The following is a 21,077-nucleotide window of genomic DNA, read 5'->3' as shown; positions in this document are numbered from 1 at the left end:
CCCGCCACCCTATCCCTGAGCCACACTTGGCCTTAAGCTGCGCGCCAAGACAGCCGTTGTGTACGAAGGAGGTGCCGATGCGAATTCTATTGGTTGAAGATAACCGCGATATCCTGGCCAATCTGGCCGATTATCTGGGGCTCAAGGGTTACACCGTGGATTGCGCGCAGGACGGTTTGTCGGGCCTGCACCTGGCCGCCACCGAGCATTACGACTTGATCGTGCTCGACATCATGCTGCCCGGCATCGACGGCTATACCCTGTGCAAACGCCTGCGCGAAGACGCCCGCCGCGACACACCAGTGATCATGCTCACCGCCCGCGATCAACTGGACGACCGTTTGCAAGGCTTCAAGTCTGGTGCCGACGACTACCTGATCAAGCCCTTTGCCTTGTCCGAACTGGCAGCGCGTATCGAAGCAGTCATGCGCCGAACCCAGGGAGGCGGTCGCCGATCCTTGCAAGTTGGTGATCTGAGCTACGACCTCGATACGCTGGAAGTGACGCGCGAAGGGCGTCTGCTGAAACTCAACCCTGTGGGCCTGAAGTTGCTGGCCGTGTTGATGCAGAAAAGCCCCCATGTGTTACGCCGTGAGGTGCTCGAAGAGGCCTTGTGGGGGGATGACTGCCCGGACAGCGACAGCCTGCGCAGCCACGTCCATCAACTGCGCCAAGTGATCGACAAACCGTTTGCCAAGCCCTTGCTGCATACGGTGCATGGTGTCGGTTATCGCTTGGCCGAGGGCCGTGATGGAGTTTAAGCAGAGCCTTGCTCAACGGATCATCATCGCCTTTGCGTTGATGAGCGCACTGGTGGCGGGGGCCTTCGCCATCGGCATTATCGCGACCGTGCACCTGGTGGAAGAGAAACTGATCTCGGCAGGTCTGGGCGGTGATTTGCAACGTCTGCTGCTGATGGACAGTGTCTCGGACTGGAGCCACCGCCCCGAGCCGGACCAGTTGTTCTATTTCAGCGGCGGGCCGGGCGACTTTGACTTGCCCAAGGATTTGCGGCACCTGGACTCGGGCTTTCATGAAGTCTTTCGCGAGCAGCTGTCGTATCACGCGATGGTCGAAATCGTTGACGGTCGGCGTTACGTGCTGTTGCAAGACCAGAGCGATTTTGAAGAGCGTGAACGGGTGCTGTTTGCTGTGGTGCTGGTGGGCTTCGTGCTGAGTCTGGCACTGGCGGTGTTTCTCGGCTGGGTGCTGGCGCGCAAGGTGATGGCGCCAGTGGTGCGTTTGGCCCGTCAGGTGCGTCATCGGGATCAATTGTTGGGCCTGGCACCGCCACTGGCGCCGGATTATGCTGCTGATGAAGTAGGCGAACTGGCTGTGGCGTTCGACGCCACCCTCGGGCGCTTGCGTCAGGCGTTGACCCGCGAGCGATTGTTCACCAGTGACGTCAGCCATGAGCTGCGCACGCCGTTGATGGTGTTGGCCAGTTCCTGTGAGCTATTGCTGGAAAACCCTGGTATCGATCAGCGCGGTCGTGCCCAGGTCGAGCGAATTGCCCGTGCGTGTGCCGAGATGCGCGAGCTGGTGCAAACTTTCCTGATGCTGGCGCGTGCTCAACATGAAGACGCCAGCATGGCTCCCCAGCAGACCCTGAGCCAGGTAGCCGACGGGCTGCTCAGCCAATGGCGCGAGCCAATCGAAGCCAAAGGCCTGACGCTGAACTTTGAGCCGGGCAATCCGCCGGACACCCGCTATAACGCGACCCTTCTGCATGCGGTGATGGGCAACCTGTTGCGTAATGCGCTGCATTACACCGAGCGTGGATTTATCCGTTTGGCCCTGACGGATACGGGGTTCGTGGTCGACGACAGTGGTGTGGGCATTCCCGAGGAAAAACGCGAGGCGATGTTCGAGCCTTTCGTGCGTGGCAACGAAAAACGCGGTGAAGGGCTGGGGCTGGGGCTGTCGCTGGTGCAGCGGATCTGCGAGAACCAGGGCTGGAGCGTCAGCCTGACGAACATGGAACCCAACGGCTGCCGTTTTCAGGTGGTGTTGAGTCCGTCCCGGATTTGATCTGACCGAACCAAAAAACGAAAAGATCGCAGCCTTCGGCAGCTCCTACGCGCCTGTGGGCGCTGCCGAAGGCTGTGATCCTGAATTCGGCCTTGTAAAACCCTGAAGTAATTCCGGGGGTTGCATGACAAATTTTTCACAACGGCACGACCTGACGCTGACACTGCGCTACCTAAGGTAGTGGTCATCAGATGTTCAGGAGATTGCAGCGATGGCCGACCCGATCAAGCTCGATTTTTCCGAGAAATACGACGATCAAGACGATCAACACGCCCGGAAATCTCTGCGCAAGCATCAGGAAGGTCTCGGCCGTCGCCTATCCCATTGGCGTGGCGAGCAACTGGCGCGAAAAGCGCTGACGCTGGCGGGTGAGCCTGGGCTAGTCCTCGATTTGCCCTGCGGCGCGGGGCGTTTCTGGCCGCTGCTGGCGGAAAAACACAACCGTGTCATCATCGGCGCCGACAACTCGCAGTCGATGTTGAAAACTGCCATGCAGGCGCAACCCGCCGACGTGGTAAAACGGGTACAACCCTTGCACGCTTCTGCATTCGACATTGCCTTGCCCGATAACGCCGTCGACAGCATTTTCTGCATGCGTTTGCTCCATCACATCGGTGAAGCCGAGCATCGACTGGCCATCCTGCGCGAATTCGAGCGCGTCACCCGCGACAGCGTGATTGTTTCGTTGTGGGTGGACGGCAATTTCAAGGCCTGGAAACGCAAGCGCGCCGAGAAAAGGCGTGGGCAGGAAGGTTACCAGAATCGATTTGTGTTACCGGCTGCCACGGTTGAAAAGGAGTTTGAGCAGGCGGGTTTCCGTATCCAGAAGCAACTGGATTTTTTACCGCTTTACTCCATGTGGCGAGTCTACGTGTTACGCAAGAAGAGGTAATGGGATGGCAGTGCAAGGTGCAGCAGAAACCGAAGTCGCTCCCCAGGATCATTTCGACTCCTTCTGGAACCTGAGCGATGAATGGATAAAAAAAACCGACTTTCCTCGCCACTCGTCGTTCAGCGATACAGACTGGAAAAAAGTCGTCTACTTTTATAAAACGGCGTTTGGCAGCGCTATCAAAGGCTTATAACAATGAAACTCGAAATTGCACGAGGTTTGTTTTTAGCCGGAGCCTTGGCAGTTGCTTCATTGGCGGTGGCGGCCTGGGAGCAGCCCCGCACTCAAGTCCTCAGCTCCGTGCACGGTGACGCGCATTGTCCGTTGCCCCGGGTTGCCAAAGCACCCGTGGCCACTCAACCCGATCATGACTTGTTACTGTTCATGTTCGGACTTTCTCAGGGACTGAGGCCACAGAGTTGAACAAATTGAAGCCCAAATAAAAGGCCTCGCAGATGCGAGGCCTTTTTTGTGTCCGATGGCTCAAGTCTTGCGCGATCCATTGTGGGAGCGAGCCTGCTCGCGATAGCGGTGGCCCAGTCAGCATTGAGGTGCCTGATATACCGCTATCGCGAGCAGACTCCCACAGGGATATGTTGTGCTCTTCAGGGCTTGTCGGGCTTGGCCAGCAACGTGTAGATGCACGGCAACACGAACAACGTAAACAGCGTCCCGATCGACATCCCCGTCGCGATCACCGTGCCAATGTCGAACCGACTGACGGCACCCGCACCCGTGGCGATGATCAACGGCACCATGCCGAATACCATTGCCGCCGTGGTCATCAATACCGGACGCAGGCGAATGGCCGCCGCTTCTTCCACTGCTTCACGAGGCGACAGGCCCTTCTCCTTGCGTAACTGGTTGGCGAATTCGACGATCAGGATCCCGTGCTTGCTGATCAACCCGATCAACGTCACCAATCCCACTTGGGTATAGATGTTCATGCTTGACCAGCCAAGGAACAACGGGATCAACGCGCCACAGATCGACAGCGGCACGGTGACCAGAATCACCAGCGGATCGCGGAAACTTTCGAACTGGGCCGCCAGCACCAGGAAGATAATCGCCAACGCCAGGGCAAAGGTGACCCACAGCGCGCTGCCTTCCTGAACGTATTGCCGTGACGCACCGGCATAGTCGACGGCGAATCCCGCCGGCGCTTCTTCCCGGGCGATCTGGCGCACGGTGTCGATGGCTTCACCCATGCTGACCAGCGGGACCCCGGAAAGAATGGCCGAATTGAGTTGCTGGAACTGGTTCAACTGGCGCGGGCGCGCCCGGTCGGTCACGGTGATCAGGGTCGACAGGGGCAGCAACTCGCCCTTGGTGTTCTTGACGTAATAATGGTTCAGCCAGTCGGGATTATCCCGGAAGGGGCGTTCCACCTGCGCAATGACTTTGTAGCTGCGACCTTCGATGGTGAAGCGGTTAATCTCCGCCTCACCCAGCAACGTCGCGAGGGTGCCACCCAGGTCCTGCATCGACACACCCATCTGTGCAGCCTTGGCGCGATCGATATCCACCACGACTTCGGGTTTGTCGAAGGCAAGGTCGACGTCGACAAAGGCAAACTTGCCGGATTCCATCGCTCTTTTTTTCACCCGGTCCGTCACTTCCAACAATGACTCATAGCTGTTGGCCGAGTTGATCACGAATTGAAACGGCAAGCCTTCGCCGGTGCCTGGCAGGGAAGGCAGGTTGAAGCCGAAAATCTGCAAGCCCGGAATGCTTGCCAGTTTGCCCTGGACCTCGGGCAGGATCTGCATTTGGGTCCGCTCGCGTTCGTTCCAGGGTTTGAGCAGGAAGCCGCCGATCCCCGATTGTACGCCGTTGAAGCCATTGATCTGGAACGAGGAGTAGTACTCGGGGAACTCCTTGAAAATCGCGAGGAACTCGTCGGTGTAGGTGTTCAGGTAGTCGAGGTTGGCCGGTTGAGGGGCATTGGCCATCATGAAGATGACGCCCTGGTCTTCGTCCGGCGCCAGTTCCGACTGGGTGAATTTGAGCAGCACAGGAATCAGGCAGAGCACGATTACCGCGAACACCAGCACCACCGGCCGGGTGTTGAGGGTGCCATGAAGCACACTCTGGTAACGGCGCTTGAGGCCTTCGAAGATCACGTCCAGGCGATGGGCCAGGCCGGTAGGGTTTTCATCATGGCGCAGCAGCAGGGCACACATCATCGGCGACAGTGTCAGGGCAACAACGCCGGAAATCACCACCGCCCCGGCCAGGGTCAGGGCGAATTCCTTGAACAGTGCCCCCGTCAGGCCGGTCAGGAAGCCGATCGGCGCATAGACCGCCGCCAGGGTAATGGTCATCGACACCACCGGCATGGCGATTTCCGCAGCGCCTTCAAGCGCGGCATCCAGCGGTGTCTTGCCTTCTTCAATGTGCCGATGGATGTTTTCCACCACCACGATGGCGTCGTCCACCACCAGCCCGATGGCCAATACCATCGCCAGCAAGGTCAGCAGGTTGATCGAGTAGCCCATCATCTGCATGAAGAACATCACGCCGATCATCGACAGCGGAATGGTGACCACCGGGATCACCACCGAGCGCAATGCGCCGAGGAACAGGAACACCACCACGATCACGATCAGCACCGCTTCGAACAGGGTTTTCACCACTTCGTCGATGGAGGCCTGGATGAACAGCGTGGCGTCGTAGGCGATTTCACCTTTCAGGTTCGGCGGCAGCTGAGCTTCCAGCTCCGGCATGATCTTGCGCACTTCCCTGATCACGTCCAACGGGTTGGCGCCTGGCGTGGCCTTGATGCCGATGTACACCGAGGGCGTGCCGCCGAAGGAACTGACAGAGTTGTAGTTCTCCGCGCCCATCTCGACCCGCGCCACGTCCCGCAGCAGTACGCGACTGTCGCCCTCGACCTTGAGCGGGATCGCGCCAAAGGCTTCGGCGGATTTGAGTTCGGTGTTGGCGTTGATGCTGGTGACCACGTACTCGCCTTTCACTTCGCCGGCGGCGGAGAGGAAGTTGTACTGGCGCACGGCGTTGGTCACGTCGCTGGCGCTCAGGCCGAAACCGGCGAGTTTCACCGGGTCCAGCCATAGGCGCATGGCGAATACCTGATTGCCGAGAATCTCGGCTTCGGCCATGCCCGGCAAGGTCGCCAGTTTCGGCTGGATGACCCGCGACAGGTAGTCGGTAATCTGCGGATTGCTCAGCTCCTTGCTGAAGAAACTGATGTACATCAGCGCCGAGGCGTCGGCGGCTTCCTTGCTCAGCACCGGGTCTTCGGCGTCCTGGGGCAGCTGGTTCTTGACCTCGTTGGCCTTGGCCAACAGCTCGGTGAACAGGCGGTCGCTGTTGGAGCCGATGCGCGCGTAGATCGAGATCACCGAGAAGTTCTGGCGACTGACCGAGGTCATGTAGTCGATGCCTTCGGCACTGGCCAGGCTCTGCTGCATCGGTTGGGTGATGTAACCCTGGATGGTTTCGGCGTTGGCCCCGGGGTAAGCGGTGGTCACCGTGATCAGGGCGTTTTCCATTTGCGGGTATTGGCGCAGCGGCAACTTGCTCCAGGCCTGGAAGCCCAGCAGCACAATCAACAGGCTGACCACGGTGGCGAGCACCGGGCGGCGGATGAACGGGTCGGTAAAAGCCATGGGGATTCCTTGATCAGTCAGCGCGCGGCTGACTGCTCTTCTCGGCTAGGGTCTTGTCGTCGCTGATGGCAATGTGCGCGCCGTGGTCCAGTTTGATCTGACCCCCCGTGACCACTTTTTCGCCGTTCTGCACGCCTTTGGTGATCATGACCATTCCGTCGCGACGCTCGCCGGTTTCGATGAAGCGCCGCTCGGCGATCAGGATCGGTTGGCCCTTGTCGTCTTTTTCGAGACTGCCGTCCTCGGCCTTTTTCTGTGCGACGACGTACAGCGAGTTGCCATAAAGGGTGTAGGTGATCGCGCTTTCCGGCACGACGATGCGTGGCTGCGGATCAGGCAATATCACCTGCAGGCTGGCGAACATCCCCGGCAGCAGTTTGTCATCGGGGTTGGCCAGGGTTGCGCGCACCAGCACGTTGCGGGTGCTGCTCTCGACCTTCGGGTTGATCGCACTGATGGTCCCGGGGAAACTCTCCGTCGGGTAGGCCGAGACAATGACTTGTACCGGTTGGCCGAGGGCGATTTTCGGCACCGACTGTTCGGGCACAAAGAAGTCGACGTAGAGGCTGCTGATGTCTTGCAGGGTGGCGATCATCGTGCCGCTGGCCACGTAGTCGCCGACGTCTACCTGTCGAATGCCGATGGTCCCGCTGAACGGGGCGAGGATGCGCCTTCTCTCCAGGGCCGCCTTGAGCTGATTGACCGTGGCCCGGCTCTTTTGCAACACCGCCGAGAGTCGGTCGAACTCGCCTTTGGAAATGGCCTGGCTGCCCACCAATTGGCTGCCGCGACCATAATCCAGTTGCGCCAGTCCCAGGTCTGCTTGAGCGGTTGCCAGCAGGGCAGTTTCAACGGAGGTCTCGAGTTGCAGGATCGGTTGACCGGCCTTGACCTTCTGCCCGGACTCGAACTGCACTTCCTTGACGGTGCCGGCGATCTCCAGACTCAGGTCGACCCCTTGCAGCGCGGTGAGGGTGCCGACCGTTGGCAAACGGCTTTGCCACGGACGTTCAGTGGCGGTGGCCACCGCGACACTTATCGGCGGTTTCGGCGCGGAGAAGCCCTGCATCATCGTATAGATGGAGAAGGCTTTGTAACCGGCCAGGACCAGCACGATTAGCAGAACAACACCCAACATGATCAGCATGCGGCGACGCAGCATATTTCCAGTTCCTTGGAGAAAATCAGGTGAGACAGGCGGGAACATTACTCCGAGTGTGAGGGGGATTCCAACTGGCAGTTATTACAGAATGGCGCAAACCCTGCAGAAGCGAAGCTTGCTCGCGAAAGCGGTGTATCGGTCAGTACATTAGTTGGCTGACGCACCGCTTTCGCGAGCAAGCTTCGCTCCTACAAGGGAGGATGAAGTCAGATCAAGTGAAGATGGTTGTCCCAGAGCCCGGCAGGCAACTCCAGAGGTTTTGCAACAAGGGTTGTCTGGCGGCAATCGTAGTACCGGCAACGGCCTTGGCCCGAGGTCACGACAAAACCATCGGCCACGGCGCCGACGCCGGCGCAGTCGGGAAGTGGCGCGTCCAGGCGTACTTCACCGCTGTCCAGGTCCCAGATAAAAAAGCGGTTTCCCCGCGGCGCGGTCAGGGCAACCAGACGCAGTTCGCTGTGTACGGCGACGCTGGCGGTGTAATGCCCCATGGCCTGCAACTGATGCTCGGGCACTGGGAACGCCACGAACGGTTGGCCGGGACGCTTGATCGCCAGCAGCTCCGATGACTCATGAGCATCGCCCATGAACTGCTGGCCGGCGACGATGGTGCCATCGCTGGCGACGCCCAAATGCCGCACGCTGTTCATCTGCTGGGCCAGTGTTTCCTTGCTCAACAAAGTGCCATCGCGCTGCATCAACACCAGGCTTGGCTCCATCGCGTTGAGGTTCATCTCGACCCGGCTTTCGGCCTCGGTGCGAATGCCGCCGTTGGCCACAATCAGTGTCTCGCCATCGGGCATCCACGACACCTGATGCGGGCCGACACCGTGGGTGGAAAGCTCGCCGCTGTGCACCAGTCGCTCACCTTCGAACTTATACACGCCGAGCAGGCCACGGCCCGGATTGGAGGTGTCGTTCTCGGTGGCATACAGCCAATCGCCGCTCTGGTGAATCACTGCGTGACCGTAGAAGTGCCGGTTCGGCTGCGAGACCACGGTTTGCAGCAGCGTGCCGTCGCGCAGGTCGATCAGGTAACTCTCGGTACCCGGACGCCGAGCGACGAACAGCGCTATCGGCAGCGTCGGGTGGTTGATGATGTCGTGGCAACGCTGGCCGACCTGGGTGGCAAACACCCGGGTGCCGTCCAGCCGATAACCGACGGCGTAGTGCTTGCCGTCAGCGTCGTCCCGCGCCGAGAGCAGCAGCGGGCTTTTGTCTTTTTGCTTGAACAGCGTCCAGCCGCCCAGTGTCACCGCACCCAGCAGCAAACTCCCTAACGTCAGAGCCTGGCGTCGCAGCATGGCACTTGCCCTCATCAGTCACCGTCGTTGGCGTTGAAGCCCAGTTGGATGCCCAGCGCCTTGGCCAGTTCGCCTTCGTGCAGGCGATGGACAACGTTGAGGCTGTCGTAGATCGCGTTGAGCTGCTGGCGCCCGGCATCGTCAGTGAGCATGTCGGTCAGCGAGCGCTGGTTGCTGGCGAGCAGTTTCAGGGACGCTGCGTAGGCCGCGTCGATCTTGTCAGCCAAGGGTTTCTGCTCGCTCGGCAACAGACCGCGCAGGCCTTTGTTGTCGACACCCACCCAGACGGTTTGCGCCGCGCTCAGGCTCGCTTCCAGGCTTTTCAGCGACGATTGGCTGCGCCAGGCATCGGCCTGGAACGGCTGTGGCGTGCCTTTGCTCTGACGGCCCATCGGCGTGCCGAGTTTTTTCTTCAGGGTGTCCAGCGCCGTCACTTGCACGCGCAGCAGATCGGCGATCGCTTCGTGGGAGTCGGCGTAGCGCTGGTTCGGGAATTTGCTCATCTGCGCGAGCATGCCGTCGTTGGTGTTCCAGCGCGACAGGATCTCTTCGGCCAGTTGTTTCTGACGTTCGCCAATGGCGGTCAGCAGCGGGCAGTATTTGGCTTTCTGCGTGCTGTCGGCCATGTCGATCTTGCTGTCGAACAGGATGTATTCATAGGCCGAGAGGCCTTGCACCACAACGCTGGACTTGGTCAGGGCGGCGGCATCGATCTGCGGTTGCGCGGTGACCAGTTGCTCGACCTGACGGCCCACGAGGTTTTTCTTGTCCGGCCAGAACTGCACCTGCCACGAACGGTTGCCCTCGGCCAACGGCCCGATCAGCAGCGGTTGCAACTCGGCCCAGGCTTTCTGCGCGTGCAGGAAGTCGGCGCGGGCGGTTTCGAGGTTTTCCTTGCCTTGGCAGAAGGCCAGGGCGCTGACCGCCAGTTGCCGGTCGGCTTCGACCCAGCGGCTGTAGGTCGGCAGAATGACTTGCTTGGCGATGGCCGCCGATGTGACCGCTTGCGGATCCTGGGGCGAACAGGCACCCAGGGCGAGGGCGGCAAGGCTGGTGAACAACAATTTGGGACGGAACATGTCGGGCTCCCGCTTAAGGAAAACGCATTAAAGGGAATTCAAAAACGCCAGCAACGCCGCGCGCTGCTCGGCATTGAAAGACAAAACCTGTTGCTGCGCCGCCTTTGCCTCGCCGCCATGCCAGAGCACGGCTTCGAGCACGTTACGGGCGCGGCCGTCATGCAAAAACTGGGTGTGGCCGCTGACCGCTTGTGTCAGGCCGATGCCCCACAACGGCGGCGTGCGCCAGTCGCGGCCGCTGGCCTGGAATTCGCTGCGGTTGTCGGCCAGGCCGTCGCCCATGTCATGCAGCAGCAGGTCGCTGTAAGGGCGAATCACTTGATTGGCCAATTCAGGTTCCGCGGCATTGGCGGCGGTGGTGTATTTCGGGGTATGGCAGGACTGGCACCCCGCCTGGAAAAACAGATTCTTGCCGGCCAGCACTTGTGGCGCGCCGACATCGCGACGGGCCGGCACCGCGAGATTACGGCTGTAGAACAGCACCAGCCGCAGAATGTTATCGCTGACTTCCGGCTCGCCATCCGGGCCATTGCCGTTGGGCGCCTGCTTGCAAGCGGTTTGCGCGTCGGTGCAGTCATCAACGGTTCTCAGGCTGGTCGTGAGGCCCATATCACCAGAGAACGCGTGAACATTTTGTTGATTGAGGTTCGGTTGCCCGGCCTTCCAGCCAAATCGCCCGAGGACGGTTTTCTGCTGCGCGTCGTCCCAGACCCGGTTCGGTCGTCCGGCGATGCCGTTCTTCTCGCGCGCCTGAGCCTCGGCGTTAGCCAGAATGGCCTCGTCGGGGATCGCTTCAAGCAAGCCCAGGCCAATCATCGGCGGTGCGATGCGCGCCGAGAAACGCGTATCGGGATGCATCGGACCGTAGCCGAGTTGAGTGATCTGCAGGGTCGGCTTGCGCAACTCGACTTCGCTGCCGTCCTTGAAACGCACCGGGACCGCTGTGTAATCGACGCGCACCTTGCCTTCCGGGACGACGCCGGGCACCGACATGTCCTGGAACTGCCCGCCGTAGACCGGCTCCGGCACCACGCCCAGTTGTTCGATGGCCTTGGCGTAGGCCGGCGCATCAGGGATCGACAGACGCACCAGCATCGACACCGCATTCGGTGCATCGGGTGCGGGCGGGTGACCACGCCCGTCCTTGATGTGGCAGTTCTGGCAGGCGTTGGTATTGAACAACGGGCCAAGGCCATCGCGGGCGGTGGTGGTCGATGGGGCAATCACCCAAGGGCTGCGAAAGAAACTGTTGCCGACACTGAAATCGACGCGCCGTGACGGTGGCAGATTGGCGGACGGCAGGGAGAATGCGTTCTGATCGGTCTTGCGCACCGTCGCACTGCCGCCGGACCGGGCTTCACCGGGTTCGGCCTGGGTAAAACGCGGGGCGTCATCGCAGGCACTCAGGCCCAGGGCCAGCAACAGAGCGGACAAGCGAAGAGGCAGCGAGGGCATCGGACATCCTGCAAGACGAGCAAAACAAGGGCGCAAAGTCTAACAGGGCAGGGGAGTTTGAATAAGAGGAATTATCGTTTGGTTGATCTGAGGCGGGGATTGACTTGAGACCGTGTCGAGGCCATCGCGGGCAAGCCCGCTCCCACAGGCTCTTGCACTGAACCTGTGGGAGCGTGGCTTGCCCGCGATGAGGCCGTCAGCATCACTCAAAAATCAGGCATGAAAAAGGCGACCAGGTCGCCTTTTTCACTCAGCCAGCGTTGATCAGAACTCGTGATCAGCGTTGTCCGGGTTCAGGTCGCTGATGCCCAGTTTGCCAGCGGCCGCTTCGATCGAACCGGTCTGCTTGACCAGCGAAGCGATGGCGTCGCGCACGATCTGGTTGCCAGCAGTGTTGCCCGCAGCGATCAGTTGGTCATAGTGCTCACCCTTGTTGGCGTGATCGACCATGACCTGAAGTTTGGCTTCGGTGGCGGCCAGGTCGGCTTTCAGCGCGGTGTCGGCTGCCGGGTCGGCTTTGGCGACCAGCGACGACAGGCTGGCGCCGGTCATTTTGGTGCCATCGACGCGGGTGTATTCGCCCAGGTACACGTTACGCACGCCTTTGGCGTCGTAGAAGTGCGAGTTGTGGGTGTTGTCGCTGAAGCAATCCTGTTCGTCTTCCGGGGAGTTGGCTTCCAGGGAAACCTTCATGCGCTCGCCCGCCAGTTCGCCCAAGGACAGGCTGCCCATGCCGAACAGCATTTTGCGCAGGCCGGTTTCAGCCGGTTCCGCTTCCAGGGTGGCGCGGTAGTTGTCGGCCACGTTCGGCTTCCAGTTACCGACCATTTCTTGCAGGTCGTTGACCAACAGTTGGGTCACGGATTTCAGGTAAGCACGACGACGATCGTTGTGACCGCCAGTAGCGCCTTTGCCTTGCAGGTAGTCGGTAGCCGGACGGTTGCCGGCGCCAGGGCCGGTGCCGTTCAGGTCCTGGCCCCAGAGCAGGAATTCGATGGCGTGGTAGCCGGTGGCGACGTTGGCCTCGGAACCGCCCAGCTCGTTCAGGCTGGCGAGTTTTTCCGGGGTGATGTCTTTCACATCGACCTTGTCTTCGCCGACCTGAACTTTAGTGTTGGCGATGATGTTGGCGGTGGCGCCCGGGTTACCCAGTGCGTGTTCGTAGGATTTGTCGACGTAGTCGATCAAGCCTTCGTCCAGTGGCCAGGCGTTCACCTGACCTTCCCAGTCGTCGATGATGGTGTTGCCGAAGCGGAACACTTCGCTCTGCAGGTAAGGCACGCGGGCCGCGATCCAGGCAGCCTTGGCGGCTTTCAGGGTGTCGGCGTTCGGCTTGGCGAGGAATGTGTCGACGGCGGTTTGCAGGGTTTTCGCGGTGGATTCGGCATCGCTGTAAACGGCGAAGACGATGTCGGCGTAGTGCGCGACCACAGCCTTGGCGGCGGCTTCATCGACTTTACCGGTAGCAGCAGGCGCAGCCGGGGCAGCGGTGCTGGCGGCCGGGGTCGGCGCTTGTGGAGCGGCAGCCTTGTCTTTGCCTTCGCCGCAACCGGCGAGGGAAATAGCGATGGCCAGCAGACTGGCGGTGGCCAGAGGCATACGAATCATGGCGAACATCCTGCTTCGGTGATTGATGGACGCGCGGGGGGCGCGCAAAACTGCGACATAATGCAAATCTTTCGCATTATGTGTAAAGGGTTGTGCTTGTAAATATTTCTTATTCGCGCGGCTGAATGCCAGGAATATGATCTATAGCAGCTGGCGCAGCACTGTGGAGTGGGAGCTTGCTCCCGCTGGACGGCGAAGCTGTCCCAAATTCTGCAACCCGGTTCTGCCAGAAGTATCGCGTCAACCTGATTGCGACTGCTGCGCAGCCGAACGGGAGCAAGCTCCCTCGCCACAGGGCTTCGCCAGCTCCTTCAAAGGCTGTTTCAGAGGATGGCCGCGTTACTGCGCTGCGCCTGTTTGAGGTAGGCGCTCAACTCCCGTGCCGGCAGCGGTTTGCTGTAGTGATAGCCCTGACCTTCATGGCAGCCTTCGGAGATGATGTAGGCCTCTTGCTCGGCGGTTTCCACGCCTTCGGCGATCACCTGCATGCCCAGGCTCTTGCCCAACTGGATGATGGCGCGAACGATGGTCGCATCGTCGTCGTCATCGAGCAGGTCCTGAACGAAGCTCTTGTCGATTTTGATCTTGTCCAGCGGCAGGCTTTTCAAATAGCTCAGTGATGAATAACCGGTGCCGAAGTCGTCGATGGCGATCAGCGCGCCGGAGCGACGCAGGCTCAACAAGTGCTGGGCGGCGGTGCTGATGTCTTCCATCAGGCCGGTTTCGGTGACTTCCAGCTCCAGGCTGCGCGGTGGCAGGCGGTACATCTGCAGCAGGTTATTGACCACCCGCGGCAACTCGGCGTGGTGCAATTGCACGGTGGACAGGTTCACCGCCATGCGCAGGTCGAAACCCTGATCGTGCCATTCGCGCAATTGTTTGCAGGCCTGATCCAGCACCCATTCGCCGATGGCGATGATGGTGCCGTTCTGCTCGGCCAGCGGGATAAACAGGTCCGGCGGCACCAGCCCGTGTTCGGGGTGCTGCCAGCGAATCAACGCCTCGACGCCCACCACGCTATGATCGCGGTAGCTGATCTGCGGTTGATAAACGAGGTAGAACTGGTCGCGGATCAAGGCATCGCGCAGGTCTTTTTCCAACTCGCGGCGCCGACGCATTTCTGTGTCGACGCTGGCGATATAGAACTGATAGCGATTGCGCGAGCGAGTCTTGGCCAGGGTCATGGTCTGCTCGGCTTTTTGCAGCAACTTCTCGGTGCTGTCACCGTCCTCGGGGAACAGGGTGATGCCGATGGTGGCGCGCAGGCGGATTTCCTGATGATCGAGGGCGAACGCCGCTTCCAGATCATCAAGAATGCTTTGGGCCAGTTCGGCCGCTTCATAGGGTTGTTCGATGTCGGCCTGGACCAGTGCGAACTGGTCGCCACCCAAACGGGCGAGGGCACCGAGGCGACCGCTGTGAGCCCGCAGGCGATCGGCCAGGGCCAGCAGCAACTGGTCGCCGGTCTGATAGCTGAACTGTTCGTTGATGCCTTTGAAGTCATCGAGCCCGACACACAGCACCGCAACCCGACGCTGCAATTTGCCGGCGTCGACGAGGATTTTGTCCAGTTGTTGCTGCAATTGCTGGCGGTTCGGCAAACCGGTGAGGAAGTCGTACTGGGCCATGCGCAGCAGGCTGTTTTCCGCTTCGTGGCGCAGGTGAGTGTTGCGTTCGATGGATTCGAGCAACTGGTTGGCAGTGTTGATCCAGACGCCCAGCTCGTTTCTCTCATGACCCTTGAGCTGCGGAATCTTGTGGGCGCTGGGCCGGTCCGGGTTGATTTCGGTCAGGTGCTCGATAATCCGCGACAGCGGTTTGGTCAGCAACCAGTGATAGACCAGATACAGCACCAGGGCCATGGCCAGGGCGCGCAATACTCCAGAGATGAAGATGATCACCGAGCTGACAATGAAGCCCTTGCCGTAGGTGGCCGTGTCGAGGGTAATGCTCAGGTCGCCGTAGTACTCGCTGTAGGGCCCGCGGCCCACCAGTTGGGTGGTGAAGGTACGTTCGTTGCCGAGGATCAGGTCAGTCAGCCAGCGGCTGTTGGAGTGCTGCAGTTCACGGGTTTTTTGCGCAAGCATGGCTTCGTTAGGGTGGCCGATGGAGGCCATGCGCACGGCGTCGTCCTGAAACAGGCCTTCGATCACCTGCATGCCCATTTCCCGGTCCAGGCTGTAGACGGCCTGGGTCGAGGGGTCGCGGAACATGTCGAGGATGCGCTGGGCATCGCTGGCTACGGCCTGACGTGTTTTATAGGCATCGAAAACGATCTGCGCGCAGCTCAAGACTACGCCGACGATCAATGCCGACAGGAGCACGACCCGGAGCAACTTCACCGACAAGCTGTTCTTGAGTTCCAGCTTCAAAGGGTTATTCCTTGTTCCGTGCGGGTAGCGTCAAGTTGCCATGAGTATTGGCAATCCCGTGATGTCAGTCAAAGGGACATTCCAACCCAGGGGATTTTGCCGGTAGCTTGGCCGATATGCTGTTGTTTGGAGTATTTGCCCTATTAGTACTGTGTCGGTTGTTGAGGCCCTCAACTTGAGGGGAACGGGACAATTTTTCCTTGTGGTTGATGTTAGACGGCTGTGATGTGGGGGCAAGAGGGCGAATGCCTCTCGCGTTGTGGGAATGTTCCCGGAATGGGAGCCCCCAATCCAACTATGAAATGGTATGGACCGCGTTATCGTTCTTCGCGTGCAAGCCCGCTCCCACAGGATTTGGTCGTACACAGATTTTGTGTATGACAGCTCCCCTGTAGGAGCGAGGCTGACCGCGAAGGCGGCTGTAGGGATGTACCCATTTCCCCAGCCCATAAAAAAACCCGGCAAAAGCCGGGTTTCTTGACTGGCGCGAAGCTTAAGCGGTGAAGGTTTTGCCTTCGAACTGCTCAGCCACGAATTTCCAGTTGACCAGGTTCCAGAACGCTTCGACGTACTTCGGACGAAGGTTGCGGTAGTCGATGTAGTAAGCGTGTTCCCAGACGTCGCAGGTCAGCAGCGGGGTGTCGCCGCTGGTCAGAGGGTTGCCGGCGCCGATGGTGCTGGCCAGGGCCAGAGAACCGTCAGCCTTTTTCACCAGCCAGCCCCAACCGGAACCGAAGGTGCCGATGGAGGTTTTGCTGAACTCTTCCTTGAACTTGTCGAACGAACCGAACGCTGCGTTGATGGCATCAGCCAGCGCGCCGGTTGGTTGACCGCCGGCGTTTGGCGCCAGGCAGTTCCAGTAGAAAGTGTGGTTCCAGACCTGAGCGGCGTTGTTGAAGATACCGCCCGAGGAAGTCTTGACGATTTCTTCCAGGGTCTTGCCTTCGAACTCGGTGCCTGGCACCAGGTTGTTCAGGTTCACGACATAGGTGTTGTGGTGCTTGTCGTGGTGGTACTGCAGAGTTTCCTCTGAAATGTGCGGCTGCAGGGCATCGTGTGCGTAAGGCAGCGGCGGCAATTCGAAAGCCATGATGATTCTCCTAATCAGGTCAGTTGCGGTGAGCGCAAGGCCGATCACGGGCGGCCAGACATGCGCCGGGGAGTTTGTACTCTTTGCGGCGCAGGGATCGGATCATAGCACCGGGGGTGCGGCATAACCACGCAACAACTGTGTGGAATAGAGGTTCCAGAGCCTTTTGGAATAAATCATGAAGCGATGATTAACTGGAACGCTACGGTGAACATCATGACGGCGACCAACAAGTCGAGGATTCGCCAGGTGCTTGGCCGCGCCAGCCACGGTGCGAGCCATGCCGCGCCAAGGGCCAAAGTGAAAAACCACAACAATGACGCACTGGCCGCGCCCACCACATAAGCACCGGGCTCGGTTTGTTGTGCGCCGAGAGAACCGATCAGCAACACGGTGTCCAGATAAACGTGCGGGTTGAGCAGCGTCACCGCCAACGCACTCAGCAGCACCGCCCGCAATGAACGGACCGTCTGATTTTCACCCTGTTGCAGGCTTTGTTTCGAGCAGGCCCGACGCAGCGCCAGGCTGCCGTACCACAGCAAAAACGCCGCGCCACCCCAACGGGCGATGGCCAATAGAGTCGGGTTTTGCGCCAGCACTGTCGCCAGGCCGAATACCCCGGCAGCCACCAGCAACGCATCGCAGATGACACAAAGCGCCGCCACCGGCAGGTGATGTTCGCGCCGAAGGCTCTGCGCCAGCACAAACGCATTCTGGGTGCCGATCGCCATGATCAGCCCCGCGGCCACCAACAGGCCGTTCATATAGCTTTGCCACATACGTTTTACTCCGCGTTGGTCGCCAGATCCCGCAGTACTTGCAGGGCGCGTTCGGCATCGGCCTGGCCGACGAACAAATGGTCGTGGTAATACCCGGCGATCACGTTGCAACTGATGCCGGCCTTGCCCAGTGCCGTGGCGAACGCGGCGGTCAGGCCGACGGCTTCAAGGGCCGAGTGCACGTTCAAGGTGATCCAGGCAGCGACATAGTCGAAGCTGAAACCGGCCTTCTGGGCGTGGGAACGTTCCAGAATGACTGTCAGGCCTTCCCGCTCGCGAAAACTGCCGACAATCTCAAGGCCGGCGGGCAGCTTGCCGTCGCGCAACGTGCAGAACACGTATTCGCCATCGTTGAGTTGCGGGCTCATGCTGCGCAGCAGGGTTGCCAATGACGTTTCGCCAGCCATGTCGGTGATCCTTGTTCAAGAGTTCTTGCTGGCCATTCTCCGGTTGAAGGCTGTATAAGAAAAACCAATAGTGCTGATCGCCCATTAGGAAAACTGATGTTCGACTACAAATTACTTTCCGCGCTCGCCGCCGTAATCGAACAGGCCGGATTCGAACGCGCCGCGCAGGTGCTGGGTTTGTCTCAATCGGCCATCTCCCAACGGATAAAACTGTTGGAGGCACGGGTCGGCCAACCGGTGCTGGTGCGGGTCACACCTCCAGCGCCGACGGAGATTGGCCGGCGATTGCTCAACCATGTGCAGCAGGTGCGATTGCTTGAGCGTGATCTACAAACGTTGGTCCCGGCGCTGGACGAAGAAGGCCTGCCGGAACGCCTGCGTATCGCTCTGAATGCCGACAGCCTTGCCACTTGGTGGGCCGAGGCGGTGGGGGACTTTTGTGCGGAACAACATCTGTTGCTCGACTTGGTGGTAGAAGACCAGACCGTCGGCCTTAAACGCATGCGCGCAGGCGAGGTGGCGGGGTGTGTCTGTGCCAGTGAGCGGCCGGTGGCCGGTGCGCGCAGCGTTCTGTTGGGGGCGATGCGCTACCGTGCGATGGCGAGTCCGGCGTTCATTGCCCGGCATTTTCCCGAAGGTGTACGCGCCGATCAATTGGCCAAAACCCCGGCTCTGGTATTTGGCCCGGACGATTTCCTACAGCATCGCTACCTCGCATCCGTCGGTGTGGATGGCGGTTTCGAACACCATTTATGCCCATCGTCCGAAGGGTTTCTTCGTCTCACGGAAGCAGGGCTTGGCTGGGGCCTGGTGCCTGAATTGCAGGTGCGCGAGCAACTGGAACGCGGCCAATTGCAGGAGCTTTTGCCAGATAAGCCGATCGATGTGCCGCTGTACTGGCATCATTGGCGCAACGGCGGTCAGCTGTTGGGGTTACTCACCGATCAATTGGTGCGCTCGTCGAAGCAATGGCTGGTGCCGTTGGACTGACGGGCAGCGTCAAGACCTCACGCCCTACGCCCTACGCAATATGCAAAGCGCAAAACGCAAAACGAAATATTCGGAGCAATTCATGAAGATTCTGGTCACCGGCGCAAGCGGCTTCATTGGTGGACGCTTTGCGCGTTTCGCCCTGGAGCAGGGCCTGGACGTGCGGGTCAATGGTCGCCGGGCCGAGAGCGTCGAGCATCTGGTGCGCCGTGGCGCCGAGTTCATTCAGGGCGACTTGAGCGACCCGCAACTGGCGCGCGACCTGTGTTCAGACGTCGAAGCCGTGGTCCATTGCGCCGGCGCTGTCGGTTTGTGGGGGCGGTATCAGGACTTTCATCAAGGCAACGTCGAGGTCACCGAGAACGTGGTCGAGGCCTGTCTGAAACAGCGGGTGCGGCGCCTGGTGCACTTGTCCTCGCCCTCGATCTACTTCGATGGCCGCGATCGTCTGGGGTTGACCGAAGACCAGGTGCCCAAGCGTTTCAAACATCCCTATGCCGCGACCAAATACCTGGCCGAGCAAAAAGTCTTCGGTGCGCAGGAATTCGGCCTCGAAACCCTTGCCCTGCGCCCGCGCTTCGTGACGGGCGCCGGCGACATGAGCATTTTCCCCAGACTGCTGAAGATGCAGCGCAAGGGGCGGTTGGCGATTATCGGCAATGGCCTGAACAAGGTCGATTTCACCAGCGTGCAAAACCTCAATGAAGCGTTGCTCAGCAGCTTGCTGGCCAGCGGTTCGGCCTTGGGCAAGGCTTACAACATCAGCAACGGAGCGCCCGTTCCGTTGTGGGATGTGGTCAATTACGTGATGCGCCAAATGGATGTCCCACAGGTTACCCGCTACCGTTCCTACGGTTTGGCCTACAGCCTTGCCGCGCTCAACGAGGGCGTGTGCAAGCTGTGGCCAGGTCGTCCCGAGCCGACGTTGTCGCGGCTGGGCATGCAGGTCATGAACAAAAACTTCACCCTGGACATCAGCCGCGCGCGGCATTATCTGGACTACGATCCGAAAGTCAGCCTCTGGACCGCCCTCGATGAATTCTGCGGCTGGTGGAAGGCTCAGGACATTCGCTGACACACAAGGGTGGCCCTTACTGAACCGAGTTCGGGGTTCAGGGTCAACCGGTGCGGCAGCGGGGGTTATACTTCGCCGCATCAAGCCATCACCGCGTTCCACAAAGGTTGACCCTAATGCCCATGCGTAACGATGCCAACGACGACTTCGACGATGTCCCGAGCCTGCGCGCCGACAGCCTCGATGACGATGATTTTCCGACCACCGCTCGCACTTCCGTGCATTCGCGCACCACGCCGGTGGTGAAGGTCAAAGGCCCGAGCACTGGCCCTCTGTGGGCATTGGTCGGCGCGTTGTTCTTTGCCTTCGCCGGCCTTGCCTGGTGGAGTTTTCAGCAGATCTCGCTGATGGAACAGCAACTGGTGGCGACCCAGGAAAGTTTCGCGCGCATCAGTGAGGAAGCGGCGGGGCGCTTGCAGGATATTTCCGGCAAGGTCGTGGCCAGCCAGTCCAACGTCAACACCGGCAGTGAAGCGTTGAAGCTGCAAATCAAACAGCTCGAAGGCAAACTCCAGGACCAGAGCAAGCAGCTGGAAAGCAAGCTTCAGGACCAGAGCAAACAGCAGCAAGGCGTACTCGGCCAGACCTCCGATCTGGACAAGCGCCTGGCGCAAATGACCGCGCAAGCCACCGAACAACAAACCGCCAATGCTCAGTTGCAGGCCCAGGTCAAAGCCTTGAGCGGCGAACTGGCCGCATTGAAGAACGCGCCGGACGATACCAGCAAGTTCGACGCCCAACTCAAAAGCCTGGGCGCTGACATCGTCGCGCTGAAGAAACAAAACAACCCGAGCGCCGCCATCGAGCGCCTGGAGCAAGACATGATCGTGCTCAAAAGCCAGCAGGACAACCGCCCGGCCGCCGCACAAGGTGGCACCAACATTGCTGAGTTCGACGCCTTCCGCGGCCAGGTCACCCGCAACATCAACACCCTGCAGGCGCAGATTCAGAATCTGCAGCAACAGCTGCGTGCCCGGCCTCAATAGCCCGATGCAGTGATGGGGCCTGTGGGGAGTGGGGCCGTGGTGTGGGGCTTTTGTGGCGAGGGAGCTTGCTCCCGCTCGGCTGCGCAGCAGTCGCAAATCAGACACCGCGGATTACCTGAAGAATTGTGTTGAATGGGTTTGGGGCGGCTGCGCCACCCAGCGGGAGCAAGCTCCCTCGCCACAGAAAAGCGCCTCGCCACACAGGCCCTTCAAAG

At 60.1% G+C, this 21,077-nt stretch carries 17 protein-coding genes and 1 pseudogene; 8 read left to right on the top strand and 10 right to left on the bottom strand.

Annotation, left to right across the window (positions count from 1 at the left end):
- The first annotated feature begins 77 nt into the window (after positions 1-77).
- From colR to ACZ3HH_RS08205, 5 genes and pseudogenes are all read left to right on the top strand, one after another.
- Positions 78-761, top strand: coding sequence for a two-component system response regulator ColR (gene colR, locus ACZ3HH_RS08225; protein WP_123358022.1), 684 nt, complete (start codon positions 78-80; stop codon positions 759-761).
- The gene (locus ACZ3HH_RS08220; RefSeq protein WP_465803912.1) at positions 751-2,031 is read left to right on the top strand and encodes a sensor histidine kinase; all 1,281 of its coding nucleotides are present in this window, start codon (positions 751-753) and stop codon (positions 2,029-2,031) included. Before colR ends, ACZ3HH_RS08220 begins: the two co-directional genes overlap by 11 nt.
- A gap of 211 nt (positions 2,032-2,242) precedes the next feature.
- A complete protein-coding gene (locus ACZ3HH_RS08215; protein WP_465803910.1) occupies positions 2,243-2,923 on the top strand; it encodes a class I SAM-dependent methyltransferase in 681 nt (226 codons plus the stop codon).
- Positions 2,924-3,029: 106 nt separating this feature from the next.
- A pseudogene (locus ACZ3HH_RS08210) lies at positions 3,030-3,116 on the top strand (lipopolysaccharide kinase InaA family protein); the annotation flags it as partial.
- A 2-nt stretch (positions 3,117-3,118) separates the two neighbouring features.
- Positions 3,119-3,346, top strand: a complete 228-nt coding sequence (locus tag ACZ3HH_RS08205) for a hypothetical protein (protein ID WP_026331876.1) — start codon at positions 3,119-3,121, stop codon at positions 3,344-3,346.
- Positions 3,347-3,528: 182 nt separating this feature from the next.
- Here ACZ3HH_RS08205 and ACZ3HH_RS08200 read toward each other — a convergent pair whose 3' ends face one another.
- From ACZ3HH_RS08200 to ACZ3HH_RS08155, 10 genes are all read right to left on the bottom strand, one after another.
- Entirely contained in the window at positions 3,529-6,555 is a 3,027-nt protein-coding gene (locus ACZ3HH_RS08200) for a multidrug efflux RND transporter permease subunit (protein WP_465803908.1), read from the bottom strand.
- A gap of 13 nt (positions 6,556-6,568) precedes the next feature.
- Complete coding sequence (locus ACZ3HH_RS08195) at positions 6,569-7,717, bottom strand: efflux RND transporter periplasmic adaptor subunit (RefSeq protein WP_465803906.1); 1,149 nt, start codon at positions 7,715-7,717, stop codon at positions 6,569-6,571.
- Between the two features lie 206 nt (positions 7,718-7,923).
- Entirely contained in the window at positions 7,924-9,021 is a 1,098-nt protein-coding gene (locus tag ACZ3HH_RS08190; RefSeq protein ID WP_465803905.1) for a DUF1513 domain-containing protein, read from the bottom strand.
- Positions 9,022-9,035: 14 nt separating this feature from the next.
- A complete protein-coding gene (locus tag ACZ3HH_RS08185) occupies positions 9,036-10,100 on the bottom strand; it encodes an imelysin family protein (RefSeq protein ID WP_465803904.1) in 1,065 nt (354 codons plus the stop codon).
- Between the two features lie 27 nt (positions 10,101-10,127).
- On the bottom strand, positions 10,128-11,555 hold the full coding sequence (locus tag ACZ3HH_RS08180) for a di-heme oxidoreductase family protein (protein WP_465803902.1): 1,428 nt from the start codon (positions 11,553-11,555) through the stop codon (positions 10,128-10,130).
- 264 nt (positions 11,556-11,819) lie between these two features.
- Complete coding sequence (locus tag ACZ3HH_RS08175) at positions 11,820-13,163, bottom strand: imelysin family protein (protein ID WP_465803901.1); 1,344 nt, start codon at positions 13,161-13,163, stop codon at positions 11,820-11,822.
- Between the two features lie 323 nt (positions 13,164-13,486).
- Complete coding sequence (locus ACZ3HH_RS08170; RefSeq protein WP_465803899.1) at positions 13,487-15,535, bottom strand: putative bifunctional diguanylate cyclase/phosphodiesterase; 2,049 nt, start codon at positions 15,533-15,535, stop codon at positions 13,487-13,489.
- Positions 15,536-16,028: 493 nt separating this feature from the next.
- The gene (locus tag ACZ3HH_RS08165) at positions 16,029-16,625 is read right to left on the bottom strand and encodes a superoxide dismutase (RefSeq protein ID WP_007898423.1); all 597 of its coding nucleotides are present in this window, start codon (positions 16,623-16,625) and stop codon (positions 16,029-16,031) included.
- 176 nt (positions 16,626-16,801) lie between these two features.
- On the bottom strand, positions 16,802-17,404 hold the full coding sequence (locus ACZ3HH_RS08160; protein ID WP_465803897.1) for a LysE/ArgO family amino acid transporter: 603 nt from the start codon (positions 17,402-17,404) through the stop codon (positions 16,802-16,804).
- A 5-nt stretch (positions 17,405-17,409) separates the two neighbouring features.
- The gene (locus ACZ3HH_RS08155) at positions 17,410-17,811 is read right to left on the bottom strand and encodes an ACT domain-containing protein (RefSeq protein WP_465803896.1); all 402 of its coding nucleotides are present in this window, start codon (positions 17,809-17,811) and stop codon (positions 17,410-17,412) included.
- A 96-nt stretch (positions 17,812-17,907) separates the two neighbouring features.
- Here ACZ3HH_RS08155 and ACZ3HH_RS08150 point away from each other — a divergent pair, with 96 nt between their 5' ends.
- From ACZ3HH_RS08150 to ACZ3HH_RS08140, 3 genes are all read left to right on the top strand, one after another.
- A complete protein-coding gene (locus ACZ3HH_RS08150) occupies positions 17,908-18,801 on the top strand; it encodes a LysR family transcriptional regulator ArgP (protein WP_465803894.1) in 894 nt (297 codons plus the stop codon).
- An 82-nt stretch (positions 18,802-18,883) separates the two neighbouring features.
- A complete protein-coding gene (locus tag ACZ3HH_RS08145; protein ID WP_465803893.1) occupies positions 18,884-19,876 on the top strand; it encodes an NAD-dependent epimerase/dehydratase family protein in 993 nt (330 codons plus the stop codon).
- A 116-nt stretch (positions 19,877-19,992) separates the two neighbouring features.
- Positions 19,993-20,862: an ATPase gene (locus ACZ3HH_RS08140; protein ID WP_465803892.1), complete on the top strand. Its 870-nt coding sequence runs from the start codon at positions 19,993-19,995 to the stop codon at positions 20,860-20,862.
- Positions 20,863-21,077 lie beyond the last annotated feature (215 nt).

The organism is Pseudomonas sp. PME37.24/025 (assembly GCF_055556615.1).
Note: the sequence above shows the minus strand (reverse complement) of the source record. Positions and strands in the feature narration are given on the sequence as shown.